The sequence below is a fragment of the Streptomyces sp. NPDC085927 genome, assembly GCF_044540975.1.
GTDB classification, from domain to species: Bacteria; Actinomycetota; Actinomycetes; order Streptomycetales; family Streptomycetaceae; genus Streptomyces; species Streptomyces hirsutus.
On the sequence record NZ_JBITSN010000011.1, the window covers coordinates 1 to 16,525 of the forward strand.

Annotated in this window: 17 protein-coding genes and 1 pseudogene; 5 read left to right on the forward strand and 13 right to left on the reverse strand. The window is 69.6% G+C overall.

The window, feature by feature from the left end; all coding sequences use genetic code 11:
- Nucleotides 1-213: 213 nt before the first annotated feature.
- Nucleotides 214-407: pseudogene (locus ACIF80_RS25805) on the forward strand (IS5/IS1182 family transposase); the annotation flags it as partial.
- Between the two features lie 289 nt (nucleotides 408-696).
- Here the strand turns inward: ACIF80_RS25805 and ACIF80_RS25810 are convergent.
- The 11 genes from ACIF80_RS25810 to ACIF80_RS25860 form a co-directional block, all read right to left on the reverse strand.
- A complete protein-coding gene (locus ACIF80_RS25810) occupies nucleotides 697-1,575 on the reverse strand; it encodes an immunity 49 family protein (RefSeq protein ID WP_399808964.1) in 879 nt (292 codons plus the stop codon).
- A gap of 142 nt (nucleotides 1,576-1,717) precedes the next feature.
- Nucleotides 1,718-2,587, reverse strand: a complete 870-nt coding sequence (locus tag ACIF80_RS25815; protein ID WP_399808967.1) for an immunity 49 family protein — start codon at nucleotides 2,585-2,587, stop codon at nucleotides 1,718-1,720.
- 11 nt (nucleotides 2,588-2,598) lie between these two features.
- Nucleotides 2,599-5,163: a hypothetical protein gene (locus ACIF80_RS25820; protein WP_399808970.1), complete on the reverse strand. Its 2,565-nt coding sequence runs from the start codon at nucleotides 5,161-5,163 to the stop codon at nucleotides 2,599-2,601.
- The gene (locus tag ACIF80_RS25825; protein WP_399808973.1) at nucleotides 5,160-5,549 is read right to left on the reverse strand and encodes a DUF6507 family protein; all 390 of its coding nucleotides are present in this window, start codon (nucleotides 5,547-5,549) and stop codon (nucleotides 5,160-5,162) included. The genes ACIF80_RS25820 and ACIF80_RS25825 overlap by 4 nt, the downstream gene beginning before the upstream one ends.
- Nucleotides 5,550-5,614: 65 nt before the next feature.
- Nucleotides 5,615-5,926 carry a pore-forming ESAT-6 family protein gene (locus ACIF80_RS25830; protein ID WP_055574214.1) on the reverse strand — a complete coding sequence of 104 codons (312 nt, stop codon included), beginning with the start codon at nucleotides 5,924-5,926 and terminating at the stop codon, nucleotides 5,615-5,617.
- A gap of 46 nt (nucleotides 5,927-5,972) precedes the next feature.
- The gene (locus ACIF80_RS25835; RefSeq protein WP_399808977.1) at nucleotides 5,973-6,305 is read right to left on the reverse strand and encodes a hypothetical protein; all 333 of its coding nucleotides are present in this window, start codon (nucleotides 6,303-6,305) and stop codon (nucleotides 5,973-5,975) included.
- A 445-nt stretch (nucleotides 6,306-6,750) separates the two neighbouring features.
- Nucleotides 6,751-7,140: a D-ribose pyranase gene (rbsD, locus tag ACIF80_RS25840; RefSeq protein ID WP_399808980.1), complete on the reverse strand. Its 390-nt coding sequence runs from the start codon at nucleotides 7,138-7,140 to the stop codon at nucleotides 6,751-6,753.
- Entirely contained in the window at nucleotides 7,137-8,039 is a 903-nt protein-coding gene (locus tag ACIF80_RS25845) for a ribokinase (protein ID WP_399808983.1), read from the reverse strand. Before ACIF80_RS25845 ends, rbsD begins: the two co-directional genes overlap by 4 nt.
- A 124-nt stretch (nucleotides 8,040-8,163) precedes the next feature.
- Nucleotides 8,164-10,119, reverse strand: a complete 1,956-nt coding sequence (locus ACIF80_RS25850) for a substrate-binding domain-containing protein (RefSeq protein ID WP_399808985.1) — start codon at nucleotides 10,117-10,119, stop codon at nucleotides 8,164-8,166.
- Complete coding sequence (locus tag ACIF80_RS25855) at nucleotides 10,109-11,665, reverse strand: sugar ABC transporter ATP-binding protein (RefSeq protein WP_399808987.1); 1,557 nt, start codon at nucleotides 11,663-11,665, stop codon at nucleotides 10,109-10,111. The genes ACIF80_RS25850 and ACIF80_RS25855 overlap by 11 nt, the downstream gene beginning before the upstream one ends.
- Before the next feature lie 69 nt (nucleotides 11,666-11,734).
- Nucleotides 11,735-12,790, reverse strand: coding sequence for a LacI family DNA-binding transcriptional regulator (locus ACIF80_RS25860; RefSeq protein WP_399808989.1), 1,056 nt, complete (start codon nucleotides 12,788-12,790; stop codon nucleotides 11,735-11,737).
- Nucleotides 12,791-12,971: 181 nt separating this feature from the next.
- Here ACIF80_RS25860 and ACIF80_RS25865 point away from each other — a divergent pair, with 181 nt between their 5' ends.
- Nucleotides 12,972-13,157 (forward strand): hypothetical protein, encoded by a 186-nt coding sequence (locus tag ACIF80_RS25865; RefSeq protein ID WP_399808992.1) that lies wholly within the window; start codon nucleotides 12,972-12,974, stop codon nucleotides 13,155-13,157.
- Between the two features lie 60 nt (nucleotides 13,158-13,217).
- On the opposite strand, the gene ACIF80_RS25870 is transcribed toward ACIF80_RS25865, so the two are convergent.
- Nucleotides 13,218-13,724, reverse strand: coding sequence for a CGNR zinc finger domain-containing protein (locus ACIF80_RS25870; RefSeq protein WP_399808994.1), 507 nt, complete (start codon nucleotides 13,722-13,724; stop codon nucleotides 13,218-13,220).
- Between the two features lie 108 nt (nucleotides 13,725-13,832).
- On the opposite strand from ACIF80_RS25870, the gene ACIF80_RS25875 reads away from it, so the two are divergent.
- Nucleotides 13,833-14,708 carry an alpha/beta fold hydrolase gene (locus ACIF80_RS25875; protein WP_399808997.1) on the forward strand — a complete coding sequence of 292 codons (876 nt, stop codon included), beginning with the start codon at nucleotides 13,833-13,835 and terminating at the stop codon, nucleotides 14,706-14,708.
- Between the two features lie 120 nt (nucleotides 14,709-14,828).
- On the opposite strand, the gene ACIF80_RS25880 is transcribed toward ACIF80_RS25875, so the two are convergent.
- Nucleotides 14,829-15,251, reverse strand: a complete 423-nt coding sequence (locus ACIF80_RS25880) for an ATP-binding protein (RefSeq protein WP_399809000.1) — start codon at nucleotides 15,249-15,251, stop codon at nucleotides 14,829-14,831.
- A gap of 223 nt (nucleotides 15,252-15,474) precedes the next feature.
- Here ACIF80_RS25880 and ACIF80_RS25885 point away from each other — a divergent pair, with 223 nt between their 5' ends.
- Both ACIF80_RS25885 and ACIF80_RS25890 read left to right on the forward strand, forming a co-directional pair.
- Nucleotides 15,475-16,311 (forward strand): helix-turn-helix domain-containing protein, encoded by an 837-nt coding sequence (locus ACIF80_RS25885; protein WP_399809003.1) that lies wholly within the window; start codon nucleotides 15,475-15,477, stop codon nucleotides 16,309-16,311.
- A gap of 5 nt (nucleotides 16,312-16,316) precedes the next feature.
- Nucleotides 16,317-16,496 (forward strand): DUF397 domain-containing protein, encoded by a 180-nt coding sequence (locus ACIF80_RS25890; RefSeq protein WP_399809006.1) that lies wholly within the window; start codon nucleotides 16,317-16,319, stop codon nucleotides 16,494-16,496.
- Nucleotides 16,497-16,525: the final 29 nt, after the last annotated feature.

Sequence of the window (16,525 nt, forward strand, 5' to 3'; positions counted from 1 at the left end):
CGACGGGCACCTGCCCATCGAGGTAGAGTCGGCCTACCTGCCCCAGCACCTCCTCCAGCACGACTGGCTGGGCGAATTCCCCACCTGACCAACCAGGAGGAGACCGGCCGGGAACTACCCGGCTCAGCCCCTCAGTACGTCCGCCACGCAAGCAGCTCCACGCATCCCACGCGGGCAATTCCGGCAACGCCCGCCGGTGCCACCGCCTCGACCCTGGCCGAGGCGGGCATCAAGTGCTTCGCGGACAAGGGCTATCAGAGCGTGGGTGGCACCGTGGGCGCCCCTTCCGTGGCAAGCACCGGAACCTCTCCACCGGCAAGCAGGCGGCCAACGTCGCCCACGCCAAGATCCGAGCTGTCAGCGAGCAGGTTATGGTCACTCTCAAAGGCTGGCGACTGCTGCGCGAGCCCGGCGAGATCGCTCTTCGGCCGGGGCGCTATCAACTGCGGTTGCTCTGTCGAGGCCGGGATCACGTGGAGGCCCTTGTTGCGCTCGACGCCTTCCCACCGCAGGGGCCTCACGAAGATTCCCTCGAGGTGTGGGTCGCTCAGATGTGGCCTGACGACTGAGACCCAGTGTGAGATTGGAAAAGGCTCAGGGAGACGAGGTGCCGCTACTCGGGTCGTTCTCTCCCGGCCGATCGTCCAGCAGTCGCATGACCTCAGGCAACAACACCCCGAGTGGCTCCCGCGCGGATCACGTTTCGAACTCGCCGACCCATGAGCGCCTCAGCAGGTGCTTGGGCAAGTACTCGGACTCGACCTCGACCGGGAATTCGTTGTCGTAAGCCATACAGGCCAACGCGAGGGGAGCGAGGGCCACCAGGCCGTCACCGCTCAGGGCGCGCGCCGCGTCGTCGGCCCAGTACTGCTTGTGCCCAGTGACGGCGTCAATCAGTGCAGTGTTGAACTGATCAATTTCCCGCAGCTGGAAGCGGTGGAATAGTTCGAGCGGCGGATAAAGAATCTTCAGCGTCACTTCCTTGCCAGTGACGCCCTCCCGCTCGGGATCGGTGCCTTTGACCGCTGATGCCAGCTTGTCCCACATCTCCGTCGCCCGGCCGGCCCAGTAGCTCCGGAGAGCCTCCACCCAGTCGTAGACATGGTCGTCGAAAACCGCGCCCTCGGGAACAGAGGCACGGAGAAACGACAGGGGTACCTGCATCAGTCGATCGAGACGATCGTTCTCGCGGCAGATCGTCGCCAGATAGACCGATGTGAGCCACGCCCCCGCATGCGTGTAAGGCGTCGGCCCCGTCGCAGGCAGGTCCTTCACCTCGCCCGCGCTTCCGATGCGGCACGGGACGGGTCCCTCGGTGGCTGTGGCAGAGTCGAACAGGGCGCAGCCGACCTGCATGGCGGTGACCCAGGCCTCCCACGTCTCAAGTCCGGCTGCTTCGGGATCCGTCAGGCAGCGCCACTTCGCCATGGTCAGGGTGCTGCTCAGCGCCCGATGGCGGGATATCTCCGACCTTTCCAGCCGGTCGAGAACCCGGCGTGTCCCATCGATGAGCGGCGCCATGGCCTTGGCCGCGTTGTCTGTGCGGAAGTCATGGCGCGGAACACTCGTGACCACTGAACCCCTCCCCTAACCGATACGGCTGGACACGTTGGCGCATCACTGGTGCGAACCATCAAGTGGTATATCCGAGCAGTACGTCAGGTAGAGGGCTGGCTCCTTATGGACCTGTCCTGAGTGGTCATTCCGATCACCTGTTTCACGTGGGGAATTCGCCGAGCCAGCTGCGCTTGAGTAGGTGTTCGGGCAGGTACTCCGATTCGACCTCGATGGGCCGTCCGGCGTCGTGGGCGAGGCAGGTGAGGGCGAGGATCGCGAGGGGGATGTCGCCCTCACCGGATTCCTCACGGTCCAGGTCGGCAGTCCAGTATTCCTTGTGCAGCTCAAGCGCCTGGACCAGCGCCTCGTTGAACTGGTCGGGGTCCTGTCCGATGAAGCGGTAGAACAGGTTGATCGGCGGATACAGGACCTTGAGCATCATCTCGCGGTCCATGAACCGCAGCCGGTCCGGGTCGGTTGCGTCGAACGCGGCGACGAGCTTGTCCCCGAGTCCCGGCCGCTCCAGCCAGTACGTCTGGAGTACATCCACCCAGTGGTAGATGTACTCCTCGAACACGGCGCCGGAGGCCCGCAGCGTCTCGATCGGCACCTGGCACAGCTGGGTCATCCGCGCCTGGTCCCGGCAGACCACCGCGAGCCAGAAGGCTTCCAGCCAGGTCCCGGCGTCAACGAAATGCGTGATCCCGACGGCGGGGATCGTCCGTACCTCATGGCCGATCATGCACTGGACGGTGGAGCCCTCAGGAGCGGTCGCCGAGGCGAACAGCGCGGACCCCACCTGCATGGCCATCACCCAGGCCTCCCACGTCTCCAACTTGTCGGCAGTAGGATCGCTCAGCGTAAAAAGGCTGGCGTTGGACAAAGCGCCGCTGAAGGTCAGGCCGAAGCCCTGCGGGTATTCCTCAAGGCGCTTGATGTGGCTGAGGGTTTCCTCGTTGAGTTCTTGCCGGAACTCATCTGGATTCGGATGGCTACCCTTCGACGGGGGGCGGGGAATGCGTGCGTGCATGAATGAATTTCTCATTTCGTGAGGTCGAACTGCCTTATCTGATATCCGGCATATGCGGACCCGTTGAAGTCCGCCTTGACTAGGATGTAGTCCACCTTGCCTTCGCCCAGCGCGTTTCGAAGGTCCATGGTCAAGGTGCGCTCGGCGCGAGCCGCATCAGGGGAACCGTTGTCTGCACGTCGGTTGGCTCTCCTCTCCATCTCCTTGAGAATGGTCTCGAAGTACTCCTTCGTTCCCTGTGTCACCAACCGCCCACTGTGCCCCTTGCGCGTGCCGAGGGAGGCCCTCGTGGACCCCTTCGCCTCGACGACGACGTACCGGCCATCCGTCGTCCGGTACACCTGGTCGAACCGATTGTTGCCGAACGCCCCGTCGTCCAGGCGCACCGCGCCCTCGTAGTGTTCCGGTATCGCGTGGCGCTCGGCCGCGTACTCGCCGAGCAGTTCGCTCTGCCGGTTGGCGTCGCCGTGGAGCGGTGAGTGCGTCCTGTCGGCGAGGTCTCTCGCGGCGGCCAGTTCGTCCGTGGGGTTGGCGGCGTAGGCCTTCTCCGCGGCCGTGAGGACGCCCTCCGCCGCGTTGTCGGCCTGGACGGCCGCGTCCCGCTTGGCGGCCTGTTCGTTCAGGTAGTCCAGGGTCTCCTTGGGGAGGTCCGACACCTTGCCCGGGATGGGATCCGGCCGGATGTAGTGTTCCTTGATCGCCGGAGGCATGTCACTGGCCGCGATCCATTTGGGCGGCGCGAACGGGTTGAGCGTGATCTGGGGTACGGCCTGTCCGTATCCGCCCTCTGCGGTCGTGTCGCGCCGGTAGCCGTTCTCGCGGTAGTGATCCTTGAACCACTGGGGGTCGTTGTTGGCCCGTTCGACCTGCTGGCGCATGATCTCGCGTTCGTGGTCCAGCGGATCGCGGCTGCTGCCGGACGGCGACCCGTCGGGGCCGTTACCGCCTCCGTTGCCGCCGCCGGTCCCGCCGTGCTGGGCGGGAATCCGGCCACCGTCGGTCCCGTCGCCGCCCGCCGTATGCCCGCCCGTGTCGCGTGCGGGCACCGTGTCGGTGCTCCTGGCTCCTGCGTGGTCGGTGGTGTGTGCGGTCGCCGCCGTGTTGCCGCCGGCCCGCCCCGTCGTGTCGCCGCCGACGTGGGCCGCCGTGCTCCCGGCGGCGTGCGCGCCCGCCCGGTCGCCCGCCCCGACGAGCGCACCCTCCTCGTGCGGCAGGCTCCGCTCCAGCAGTTCTCGGTCCGCCGCCGACAGTTCCACCTTGGCCGGGGCCGCCGTCCCGTCCGCGCGGACGACCGAGCCGTCGTCCAGGTTGAGGCGGGTTCCGTCGGGCCACTCCACGACGTTGTCGCGGATGACCGGCGTGTCGTCGGCGATCCGGACCACGCTGCCGTCGGGCTGGACGCGTCCCGCGCCGGCGAGGATGCCGTCGTAGGCGCCCGCGTGCACGCCCCGCAGGCCGGCGAACAGGTCGGCGACCTTGACCGTGCCGAACGTCGCGGCCTTGCCGAGGTACGTCATGGGGTCGACCAGCCGGGCCGTCCTGCCGAGCGCGCCGACCGTGCGGGCCACCGCGCCGCTCTTCGCTGCCGCTCCGGCGCCTCCGGTGAACACCGTGGTCAGGACGTTGAAGGTGACCGCGCCGCTCGCGCGTGCGGGGTTCTCGCCCCACTGGTCCCAGGCGACCAGCGCCTTGCCCGTCTCCTTGACCGCGTTGCGGGAGTCGCGCAGGTAGGAGGGCAGTTTGTCCTCGGGCATCGCCCAGTAGGCGACGCCGACGACGGGCACCGCGGTGATGAGCACGCCGGTAGCGAGCTTGCCGAGCCCTTTCCAGGCCTCGCCCGCCGCGTCGAAGCCGTCGAAGCCGACGAGGGTGCCGAGGCCCTGGATCGTGGCCCACACTCCGTCGACGACGAATCCCTTGCCGAACTCCCACACCTGGTGGCCCAGCCAGTCGAGCCCGTGCCGCTCCTTCTCCACGGTCTTGCCCCAGGGCAGTTCCTCGGACTGGTTCAGGAGGTCGGCGGTGAAGCCGTAGGTGCTGGTGCCGCGCTCCACCAGGCGCTTCTCCGCGCCGTCCTCGAGGATCAGCGTCGAGCCGCCCACCAGCGCGGTGATCCCGTTGTGGCAGGCGATCTCCGCCAGCCAGAAGGCCTCCGAGGTGGCATTGACGTCGTACACCAGGTCGTTGTTGAGCTGGACGTTGTCGTCGTCCTCGCGCCAGTCGTCGTCCCCCGCTATCTGCTGCCGGAAGGTTTCCGCACGCTGCTTGAGGCTCTTCAGCTTGGCCACGAGCGGCTGGATCTCCGTCTCGTACGCGCTGAGGGCCACCGCGACCTTCTCCAGGTCGTCGGCGAACTCGTCCGCCTTGGCCGCCACCGGCGCGGTCGTGGCGAACAACTGCTCCGCCTCCGGTGCCGTGTAGCACGCCGACAGCCCCTGGAAGCGGGTGTGCACGTCGGATCCCGACTGGCGGAAGACGAGGGCCTCCCCCGTCAGAAGCATGTGATCCGTGCCCAGTTGCTCCAGGTCGCCGGTGAACTGCGGGATGTTCTGCGGGTCGATCAGGTCCGCGCTCACTTGCCCCCCTGCTGCCCGCCCGCCCCCGGCAGGTCGATCTTCGGTTCCTTCAGCGCGTTCGCCTGGGCCTGCGCGGCCATGTCCAGGTCGCCCTTGACGTACGCGTTGGTCGCGGTGGCCGCCCCGTTGAGGGAGTTCGACGTGCGCACCGCGACGTACATCAGCTTTTCCTGGTAGGCGGTGAAGAACTCGCCCAGCGCCGCCGCGACCGGGCCCTGGACCCCGCTCCTCTCCACGCCGCCCTGCTGGATCGTGCCGGCGGACTTCGCCGCGCTCGGCAGCGTCTCCTGCAGGGCCTTCCCGGTGTCCGAGAGGCCCTCGGCCGCCTTCGCCGTCTGCGTGAGAACGCGCTGCACGCCGGACGGCGAGATGTCCCACCCCGTCATATGGATTCCCCGTATCCCCGTATCCCCGTGTGCCGTCGTCCCGCCGGCGCGCCCGCGCGCCCGCGTCAGCCGATGTTGTCGACCGCCGCCCGCGCCTTCGCCATCGTCGCCTGGGCCGTCCCGTCGTTGTCCTCGAGGGTGGTGCGCACCAGTTGGATGATGCTGCGCACCTCGTCGGCCGCGCGGTTCCAGCGCAGCTCCTTGCCGTGGTACTCCTCGGAGACCCCGTCGGCCTGGAAGTCGGCCATGGCGGCCTTCACGGCCTTGTCGCGGTCGGCCAGCACGCGCTCCAACTGGCCGACGATGCCCTGCAGACCACCCTGCACCTCGCTCGACGCGCCGGTGTCGTAGGAGCGGCGGTCCAGATTCTGACCCATCGTCACAAACCCCCTGTGGTGGTCGGTCCCTGCTCCGGTCCGCGGTCTAGCGCGCGCCGAAGCGGGCCGCGTCGAAATTCGCCGCCCCCATGTTCTTGTGGGCGTTGTCCTGCTGTTCCACGTCACCGGTGCCGAACGCGGTGTCCATACCGCCCTGGCCTTCGAGGATCGCGCCGAGCGACTCGTTCAGGGCGGCGGTGATCTCGTCCGCACGCGTCTTGAACGAGTCGAAGGCGACCTTTCCGGATCCGTTGAACTTGCCCTCCAGCGGCTCGGCCGCCTGGATGAGCATGCGGATCAGCGTGCCCAGGTCGGTGCTCGAACCGTCCGTGTTCCTGCCCAGATCCGACAGGGTCGTGGACCCCATGTCGAACTTCACGTGTGTCACCCCCGTGCGTCACGTACACATCACAAACCCGTTCGAACATATTCCCGTGCAACCCGTTGCGGACGCAACGTCGTTGATCGCAATGTGACGTGATCCGGACATGTTGGGGACAACGCCCAACGGCTCGGGCACGACGACGGTGCCGCGAACCCCCGGCACCGCACCCGCACCCGAGCCTGGCTGAGGGCCGGGAAAGTTTTTCGCGAAGACCGTACAACCCTCCCCGTACCCCGCGGGTCGTATGTGCTGTCAGGACTTCTGCGGGGGGACCCGGGGGGATCCGAGAGGTTCTGACGGGGGAGGGAACAGGGGGAGGGAATCGAGGGGGCCCGGTCACGTACCGAGCCCCCTCGAAGTTTCTCCGCGTCGAAGTTTCCCCACGCACGGCAGGACCCGCTCCTGGAAGAACACTCCGCTCCCGGAGCGCACCCGGCTCTCAGAAGAACACCCCGCACCGCAGCAGCACGTTCGCGTACGGCCGGGCCTCGCCGGTGCGGACGACGAGCCGGGCGCCGGCGGTCAGTTCCTTGAGCCGTTCGTGCGGGACCAGGTCGAGGGCGGGGAAGTGGCCCGCCAGCAGGTCCGCGGCGGCCGGGTTGGCCCGGCGGATCTCGGTGGCGGCCGTCGCGCCCTCGATCACCAGCTCGGCCAGCAGCCCCTCCAGCACCTCCGCGAAGGACGGCACTCCGGCGCGGAACGCCAGATCGACCACGCGCGGCCCGTCGGGGATGGGCATGCCCGCGTCGCACACCAGCACCCGGTCCGTGTGGCCCAGTTCGGCCAGCGCGGCGCACAGGTGCCGGTTCAGGATTCCGCCCTTCCTCACAGCGCCGCGACCTCCTCCGCGGTCGGGAAGGACACCTGCGCGCCCTCCTTGGTGACCGTCGCCGCTCCCACCCGGGCCGCGTACGCCGCCGCCTGGGCCAGGGACTCGCCCAGGCCCAGCCGCCAGGCCAGCGCGGCGGTGAACGAGTCGCCCGCACCCGTGGTGTCCACGGCCCGCACCTTCACCGAGGGGACACGGGAGACCCCGTCGGACGAGGCCACCAGCGCGCCCTCGCCGCCCAGCGTCACCACCACCGAACGGGGGCCCTTCGCGAGCAGCAGCCGCGCCCAGTCCTCGGGCGTCTCACCGACACGCGCCTCGCCGAGGATCACCTTCGCCTCGTGCTCGTTGACGATCAGCGGGTCGCACACCGCCAGCACCTCGCCCGGCAGCGGCTGCGGCGGTGACGGGTTCAGCACCAGCCTGCTGTCCGGCGCCAGCGAACGCGCCACCTCCACCACCGTCTCCAGCGGGATCTCCAACTGGGTGGAGACCACCTTGGCGGCGTGGAAGAGGCTCCCGGCGGCCCGTACGTCACCGGGCGTCAGCCGGCCGTTGGCGCCCGGCGAGACGACGATGCTGTTGTCCCCGGACGGGTCCACCGTGATCAGCGCGACGCCGGTGGGCGCCCCGCCCACCAGCACGCCGACCGTGTCGACCCCGGCCGCCCGCTGCGAGTCCAGCAGCAGCCGCCCGTGCGCGTCGGCGCCGACCCGGGCCAGCAGGGCCGTCCGGGCGCCGAGCCGGGCGGCGGCGGCCGCCTGGTTGGCGCCCTTGCCGCCCGGGTGGACGACCAGGTCGGAGCCGAGCACCGTCTCACCGGCGTCCGGCCGGCGCTCGACGCCGATCACCAGGTCGGCGTTGGCCGACCCCACGACCAGCAGGTCGTAGTCGTACATGGAATGGCTCCCCACATGGTCGTCATGTCGTCATACGGTCTTCGCACGGTCGGTCGTCGCACGGTCGTCCGGGGGCGGCCGGTCGTGATGACCGACCGCCCCCGGTCCTGATCCCTCGTCGGTGTCAGCCGCTGAACTCGGCCACGTTCTCCTTCGTGACCACCTTCACCGGAACCATCACCGTCTCGTCGATCTTCTTGCCCTCGGCGGCGCGCAGCGCGTTGTCCACCGCGATCCTGCCCAGTTCGCGCGGCTGCTGCGCGACGGACGCGTACAGCGTGCCCTGCTCGACCGCCTTGAGGCCGTCCGGCGTGCCGTCGAAGCCGACGACCTGGACCGACTTCCCGGCCTTGGAACCGAGCGCCTTGATCGCGCCGAGCGCCATCTCGTCGTTCTCGGCGAACACGCCGTCGACGTCGGGGTGGGCCTGGAGCAGGTTGGTCATCACGTCGAGGCCCTTGGTGCGGTCGAAGTCCGCGGGCTGCTTGGCGAGGACCTCGATGCCCGGGTAGTCCTTCAGGCCCTCGGCGAAGCCGGCGCCGCGCTCCCGGCTGGCGGAGGTGCCCGCCTGGCCCTGGAGGATCACGATCGTGCCCTTGCCGCCCAGCTTCTCGGCGAGCGCCTCGGCACCCTGCCGGCCACCGGCCACGTTGTCGGAGGCGACCAGCGCGGACGTCTCGGCCTTGTTGACGCCGCGGTCCACGGCGACGACCGGGATGTCCGACTCGTTGGCGGTGCGCACCGCGGGCCCCGCCGCGTCCGAGTCCACCGGGTTGACGATGATCGCGTCGAGGCTGCCGCTGGTGAAGTTCTGCAGCTGGTTGGCCTGTTGCGAGGCGTCGTTCTGCGCGTCGGTGACGGTCAGGTCCAGGCCCTGCTTCTTCGCCTCCTCCTGCGCGCCCTCACGGATCTGCACGAAGAACGGGTTGTTGAGGGTCGACACGGACAGGCCGACCTTGCGGTCCTCCTTCTCCGAGGAGCCGTTGTGCAGGAAGGACAGCGCGCCGACGACCGCCGCCGCGACCACCGCGGCGAGCAGATAGGTCGCCGCCTGCTTCTTCCGGCCGCCCCCGCCCGGCGCACCGGACGCGGTCGGGGTCGCCCCCGCCTTGCGGCGCAGCGTGTCCAGGAGCACGGCCAGCGCGATGACCACGCCGATCACCACCTGCTGCCAGAACGCCGACACCGACAGGAGGTTGAGGCCGTTGCGCAGCACCGCCAGGATCAGCGCGCCGATCAGGGTCCCGGACGCCTTGCCGGTGCCGCCCGCGAGGGAGGCGCCGCCGATGACGACGGCGGCGATCGCGTCGAGTTCGTAGCCCTGCGCGGCCTGCGGCTGCGCGGAGGACAGCCGGGAGGCGAGCACGATGCCCGCGGCGGCGGCGAACAGGCCGGACAGCGCGTAGATGGCGAGCTTCTGCTTCTTCACCCGCAGCCCGGACAGCCGGGCCGCCTCCTCGTTGCCGCCGATGGCGTACATGGAGCGGCCGATGTACGTGCGGCCGAGGATGAACGCGGTGATGAGCCCCATGGCGATCATCACGAGCACCGGCACCGGCAGCCAGCCGCCGAGGGTGTCACCGAGGTGCGAGACGGAGTCGGGGAACGGGATCGGGGAGCCCTGGGAGATCACCAGGGACAGACCGCGGGCCACCGACAGCATGGCGAGTGTCGCGATGAACGACGGCAGCTTGCCGTACGACACGAGGATGCCGTTGACCAGGCCGCACGCGATGCCGGTGGCGATGGCCAGCAGCACCGCCAGGGGCACCGGGACGCCCTCGGAGGTGGCGCTCCAGGCGAGGACGGTGGCCGACAGTGCGGCGACCGAACCGACCGACAGGTCGATGCCCGCGGAGACGATCACGAAGGTGACACCGAAGGCGAGGATCGCGACGACCGCCGCCTGCACACCGATGTTGAGCAGGTTGTCGGCCGTCAGGAAGTCGCCGGACAGCGCCGACATGGCGATGACGAGGACGATGAGCGCGGTGAGCGCCCCGTTGTCGAGCAGGAGGCGGCGCAGGCCGCCCGAGGCGGCGTCCTTGCCCCCCGTGCTCTTGAGCGTGTCAGTGGCCACGGGGGGCCTCCTTGCCGTTCTTGTCGTTCTTGTCGGTCCGGTCGTTCTCGTCGGTGGGGGCGGTGCCGACCGCGAGGGCCATCACGGCGTCCTGTGTGGCGTCCTCGGCCGGTAGTTCGCCCGCGATGCGGCCCTGGGCCATCACCAGCACCCGGTCGCTCATGCCGAGCACCTCGGGCAGGTCACTGGAGATCATCAGCACGGCGGCGCCCGCCGCGGTGAGTTCGTTGATCAGCTGGTAGATCTCGACCTTGGCGCCGACGTCGATCCCGCGCGTCGGCTCGTCGAGGATCAGCACCTTGGTGTCGGCGAGCAGCCACTTGCCGATGACCACCTTCTGCTGGTTGCCGCCGGAGAGCGTGCGCACCTGCTGGTGGAGGCCCGCCATCCGCACCCCGAGCTGCTCGGCGATCCGGGCCGCCGCGGTGTGCTGGCCCTTGAGGTCGACGAGGCCCGCGCGGGTGGCCGAACGCAGCGTCACCAGGCCCAGGTTCTCCTCGACCGAGGCGTCCAGGACGAGGCCCTGGCCCTTGCGGTCCTCGGGGACGAGTCCCATCCCGGCCGTCATCGCCGCGTTGACGTCGTGCGCGCGCAGCGTGCTGCCCGAGACCGTCACGGTCCCGCTGTCGTACGGGTCGGCGCCGAACACCGCGCGGACGACCTCGGTCCGGCCGGCGCCCACCAGTCCGGCGATGCCGACGACCTCACCGGCGTGCACCTCGAAGCTCACGTCGTGGAAGACACCGTCGCGGGTGAGCCCCTCGACCCGGAGCAGGGTGTCGCCGGCGTCGGGCCGCCGGCGCGGGTACTGCTGCTCGATGGATCGGCCCACCATGAGACGGACGAGTTCGTCCTCGGGCGTGGTGGCCGGGACCTGGCCGACGCTCCGGCCGTCCCGGATGACCGTGACCCGGTCGCCGAGGGCGGCGATCTCCTCCAGGTGGTGCGTGATGAACACGATGCCCACGCCGTCCTCGCGCAGCCTGCGCACGATGGAGAAGAGCTTGTCGACCTCCTCGGAGGTCAGCACGGCGGTCGGCTCGTCCATGATCAGCACACGCGTGTCCAGGCTCAGAGCCTTGGCGATCTCGACCATCTGCAGGCGTGCGATACCGAGTTCGCGGACCCGCGCGGAGGGCGACACACGGACGCCGACCCGCTCCAGGAGGACGGCGGCGTCGGCCTCCATCCTCTTGCGGTCGATCATCCCGAAGCGGCGCGGCTGCCGCCCCAGGAAGATGTTCTCGGCGACCGTCAGATCGGGTACGAGGTTGAACTCCTGGTAGATGGTGGCGATCCCGAGGCGCTCGGAGTCCTGCGCACCGTGGATGCGCACCTCCTCGCCGCCGACCAGGATGCGGCCCTCGTCGGGGGTGTAGGCGCCGGACAGCATCTTGATGAGGGTGCTCTTGCCCGCGCCGTTCTCACCGAGCAGCACGTGCACCTCGCCGCGGCGCAGGTCGAAGTCGACGCTGTCGAGGGCGACCACGCCGGGGAAGGTCTTGCGGATGCCCTCGATGCGCAGCAACTCGTCCGGGTTGCTCACGACGTACTCCTTTGTACGGGGGGACTGGGGGGACTGTGCGTGTGGGTGGTGGGGGTGTGGGGACGGGGGCTATGCCGGTGGTGACGGCCGGGCGGGGGACGGAGGCTCGGAAGCCGACGGCGGCGGCCCGGTGGCCGGTTCGCCGCACGAGCGGCGCACGACGAGCCGGGCGGGGAGGGTGACGGACTCACCGGTCCGTCCCTCGATCCGGTCGACCAGCGCCCGCACGGCGGCCCGCCCGAGGTCGCCCGTGGGCTGGGCGATCGCGGTGACCGGCGGATCGGTGTGCACGAACCAGGGGATGTCGTCGAACGCGGCGAGCCCGATGTCCTCGGGAACCCGCAGCCCGCGCGCGCGGACGGCGTCCAGCGCGCCGAGCGCCATCAGGTTGTCGGCGGCGAAGACGACCTCGGGCGGCTCGGGCAGGTCGAGGAAGCCCTCGGTGACCCGGCGGCCGCTGTCGGCCTGGAAGTCGCCCTGGCCGATGAAGGCGTCGGGAAGGGGGAGCCCGTACACGCCGAGCGCCTCGCGGAAGGCGTCGACGCGCTCGCGTCCGGTCGTGGTGGCGGCCGGCCCCGCGATGATCGCGAGCCGCCGGCGGCCGAGCCCGTACAGGTGCGCCACGAGGTCCCGCACGGCACTTTGCCCGTCCGACCGGACCACGGGCACGTCCACGCCGGGGATCCAGCGGTCGACGAAGACCATCGGCGTCCCCGCACGGGCGGCCTCCAGCATCCGGGGCGAGCCGCCGTCGGTGGGGGAGACCAGCAGTCCGTCGATACGGCGGTCCAGCAGGGTCGTGACGTGGTGGTCCTGGAGGTCGGGCCGCTCGTCGGCGTTGCCGATGATGACGCTGTAGCCCAGCGCGCGGGCCTCCTCCTCGACGGAGCGGGCCAGCTCGGTGAAGTACGGGTTCATCACGTCGCTGATGACCAGGCCGAGGGTGCGGGTCTGATGGGTGCGCAGCGACCGGGCGACGGCGTTCGGGCGGTAGCCCAGCGCCTCGACGGCGGCCAGCACCCGCTCGCGCGCGGCCGCGCTGACCGACGCGTGGTCGTTCAGGACCCGCGAGACCGTCGCGACGGACACGCCCGCCTCGGCGGCGACGTCCTTGATGCCCGCCATCGCCTCCACCTCCTCGTGGAATCGATTACATCGCTGTGCACCAAGGATTGGAATCGATTACACGGGGGGAAACAAGAGGTGCAGGTGGCCGAAATCAAATCGTGACCGGGGTGTGGGGTGCCGCCGGCGCCCTCCCGTGACGGGCCGGAACCGATCGCTGCCGGTCGGCGTGGTGGTGTTCATGGCGCAGGGCGGGAGCACGATGGGCGAGGAGCCGACGTGGGCGGAGTTGCTGCTGATCTTCGTCCTCGGGGCGGCGATTCCCACGATCGTCGGGGGAGCGGTGATCTTTTCCCTGGTCGGACTGACGGTGTGGGCGACGGCACCGCTGCGGCGACGCAGGCGGACCCGCTCCGAGGAGGCCTAGGCGGGTCCGCCGGTCACCGCGAGTGCCCGGCCGGCGTGCGGGTGCCGGCTCACCGGTGCTCTACCCGGGGGGTGGGGTCTCCCGTACCCGAGCCTGGTGCCGGCGGGCCTTGAGCCGGTTCCCGCAGGTCTTCATCGAGCACCACCGTGCGGTGTTGGCGCGACTGCGGTCCAGGAGGAAGAGACGGCATTCGGGGTTCCCGCACGGCCGCAGGCGGCCGGGCAGGCGTTCCTTGACGTCCGCCCACGCGAGCACGAGTTCCACGGCGAGCCTGCGCTCCGGCGGCACCTCCAGGTGCCACTCGACGCCCGACGCGCTGGGCTGCGGGACTTTGTGAACGCCCGCGAGGACTCGGCGCAGACGGGGCTCCGCCGGCGTGCCCGACTCCACCGCCTGGAGCGCGTCCCGGGCGGTGCGCAGCCACCCGCGCTCCTCCTCGCCGCCGATGCCCCCGTGCTCCCGCGCCCACCTGTCCATCTCCTGGTCGTCACGCCACAGGTCCTGGCGTCGGCCCTCCGTGACAGGGGTGCTGTTCAGCGCCTGCATCAGGGCTTGGTCGTCCAGCACGGCCCTCACCTTCCCGGCTAACTCCATCAAGTCGTTTGACAGGTTACTCCCAGGGCGGTCTACTGGACGCCGAGCGATAACCATCAAAGGCCATTGAAGGGGTTAGTCATGGTTGAGATCCGCCACCAGTACGCGACGGTGCGGGGACATCGCGTCTTCTACCGCGAGGCGGGGCCCCGCGAGGCGCCCACGCTCGTGCTCCTGCACGGATTCCCCTCCAGCTCACGCATGTTCCGCCACCTCATTCCGGCGCTGGCCGACCGATTCCACGTCATCGCCCCCGACCACCTCGGCTTCGGCAACTCCGACGCCCCGCCCGTGGACGCGTTCACCTACACCTTCGACTCCCTGACCGACATCACCGAAGCCCTTCTGGCCCGGCTCGGCGTCACCCGCTACGCCGTGTACGTCCAGGACTACGGCGCACCCATCGGCTGGCGGCTGGCCCTGCGCACCCCGGACGCGATCACCGCGGTGGTCACGCAGAGCGGCAACGCCTACGAGGACGGCTTCGTACCGGATTTCTGGAAGCCCGTGTGGGCGTACGGCGAGGACCCGGGCCCCCGGACCGAACCCGCCGTCCGTGCCGCCCTCTCGCTCGACGCCATCCGCTGGCAGTACCTGCACGGAGTGGACCGGCCCGAGCTGGTCGATCCCGACACCTGGGCCGCCGACCACCGCGAGGTCAACCGGCCGGGCAACGACCTCGTGCAGCTCGCCCTGTTCCGCGACTACGCCGCCAATCCGCCCCTCTACCCCCGGGTACACGCCTACTTCCGGGAACGCCGGGTTCCTCTCCTCGCGGTCTGGGGCGCGGGCGACGAGATCTTCGGTCCGGACGGGGCACGCGCCTTCGCGAGGGACCTGCCGGACGCGGAGATCCACCTGGTCCCCGGAGGCGGCCACTTCCTGCTCGAAAGCCACCTGGACACCGTGGCCGGGTACATGCGCGGGTTCCTGACCGCCACCGGAGCACCGGCGTGAAGCCCGTGAAGAGGTCCCGGGGCGGGTGAACGGGCTCTTCAGGGCCGAGATCCGGTCGGGACGCACCGCTCGCCACCGCCTCGGCCGGCGGGCCGGCCGTCGCCCGCATCCGGAAGAGCCCTAGGCGGTTTCGAAGAGGGTGGCCAGCTCGCACCACACGTACTTGCCCCGGCTGCCCTCCCTGGCCAGGGGCTGCCACCCCCACACGTCGGCGCAGGCCCGCACCAGCGCGAGCCCTCGCCCCGACTCCAGCTCCTCCCCTCGTTCGAACGGAACCGGCGGCTCCGGCGGTTCGGGGTCCGCGTCCCATGCCCCGATCCGCAGCGTCCCCGGCGGCGACCAGCGCACGCGCAGGGCAGCGGGGCCCTTGGTGTGCCGTACGGCGTTGGACACCAGCTCCGCCGCCATCAGTTCGGCGACGTCGACGAGGCCGATCAACCCGTGCATGGTCAGGATCAGCCGGAGGGTGCGGCGGCTGATGGTGACGGCGCGGGGATCGTTGGGGACGTACAGGGAGTACTCCCACGGTTCGTTTTCGGGCATGCGTCAACTCCGTTCGGTGAGAGGCAGGTTCGGGGGAGGGGGCGGTGTCGTTGCCACCGGCGTCACGACAGGACGGAGCGGGGCACTTCCGGCGCCCATGACTTCACACGGTGTGCGTTGCGTCACCGACGGTATGGGTTACGTGTAATCCAGGGCAAGTCGATCGCGTAATCTGCCCCCGAATGAGCTGCGCCGACAGGCGTGTTGAATCAAGGAGCGATCAATGGTCCTCAGGCGTGAACCGACCGCACGCCACGTGCGCCTCGGAGTCGAACTGCGCAGGCTCCGCGAGGCGGCAGGACTCACCACCGTGGAGGCGGCGGCGCTGCTGGGAGCGAACCGGGTTCAGACCAGCCAGATCGAATCCGGGCTCGTGGGAGTGAGTGAGCAGCGACTGCGTCGCCTCGCGTCCCACTACGCCTGCACGGACGTGGAGTTCGTCGACGCCTTGGTGGGCATGGCCACCGACCGGACCCGCGGCTGGTGGGAGGAGTACCGAGGGCTGTTGCCCACGTCGTTCCTGGATCTTTCTGAACTGAATCACCATGCCTCGTTCCGGCGTGATGTGGCGATCCTTTACGTGCCGGGCCTGCTGCAGACGGAGAACTACGCCCATGCTGTCTTCTCCGGCAGAGTGCCCGAACTGGCCGAGGACGAGCTCGAGGTACGTGTTCGTCATCGAATGGCGTCCCAGGGCATCGCTGTTCCCTACGACCTGGTGATCCACGAGTCGGCGCTGCGGATCAGGGTCGGTGATCGCGCCGCCTCCCGGGCCCAGCTCGCCAAGCTCCTCGGGCTTTCCGAAGCGGACAACATCACCATGCGTGTCATCCCCTTCGACCTGGACGGCTTCGCCAGAGCCGGTAGCACGATGACGTACGTGGGTGGCCCCGTACCCAAGCTGGACACAGTCGTGCGCGACGTGCCCCATGGCTCGGCCTTCATCGACTCCGAAGCGCAACTCGGCGCCTTTCGAACCCGCTTCCGTAAACTGGAGGCCGTGGCGCTCGACCCCCAGCGGTCGCGTGACTTCATCAACCGCCTGATGAAGGAGCTGTGAGGAGCATGGGCAACTGGCGTAAGTCGTCTTATTCAGGTCCCGACGACGGCAATGAGTGCGTGGAGATCGCGAACTCACCGACCCACGTCGCCGTCCGCGACACAAAGGCACCGGCTCGAGCCACCCTCGTCTTCCCGGCCGAAGCCTTCGCCCCCTTCCTCGAAGCCCTCAAGTCGCACCCCTAGCCCGTACGGGCTGTCACAGCCCACCGGTA

Coding starts and splice junctions, on each gene's coding strand:
- ACIF80_RS25815 (WP_399808967.1), bottom strand. CDS start 2,587: ATGCACGCACGCATTCCCCGCCCCCCGTCGAAGGGTAGCCATCCGAAT.
- ACIF80_RS25825 (WP_399808973.1), bottom strand. CDS start 5,549: ATGACGGGGTGGGACATCTCGCCGTCCGGCGTGCAGCGCGTTCTCACG.
- ACIF80_RS25830 (WP_055574214.1), bottom strand. CDS start 5,926: ATGGGTCAGAATCTGGACCGCCGCTCCTACGACACCGGCGCGTCGAGC.
- ACIF80_RS25845 (WP_399808983.1), bottom strand. CDS start 8,039: ATGTACGACTACGACCTGCTGGTCGTGGGGTCGGCCAACGCCGACCTG.
- ACIF80_RS25860 (WP_399808989.1), bottom strand. CDS start 12,790: ATGGCGGGCATCAAGGACGTCGCCGCCGAGGCGGGCGTGTCCGTCGCG.
- ACIF80_RS25865 (WP_399808992.1), top strand. CDS start 12,972: ATGGCGCAGGGCGGGAGCACGATGGGCGAGGAGCCGACGTGGGCGGAG.
- ACIF80_RS25875 (WP_399808997.1), top strand. CDS start 13,833: ATGGTTGAGATCCGCCACCAGTACGCGACGGTGCGGGGACATCGCGTC.
- ACIF80_RS25880 (WP_399809000.1), bottom strand. CDS start 15,251: ATGCCCGAAAACGAACCGTGGGAGTACTCCCTGTACGTCCCCAACGAT.
- ACIF80_RS25885 (WP_399809003.1), top strand. CDS start 15,475: ATGGTCCTCAGGCGTGAACCGACCGCACGCCACGTGCGCCTCGGAGTC.
- ACIF80_RS25890 (WP_399809006.1), top strand. CDS start 16,317: ATGGGCAACTGGCGTAAGTCGTCTTATTCAGGTCCCGACGACGGCAAT.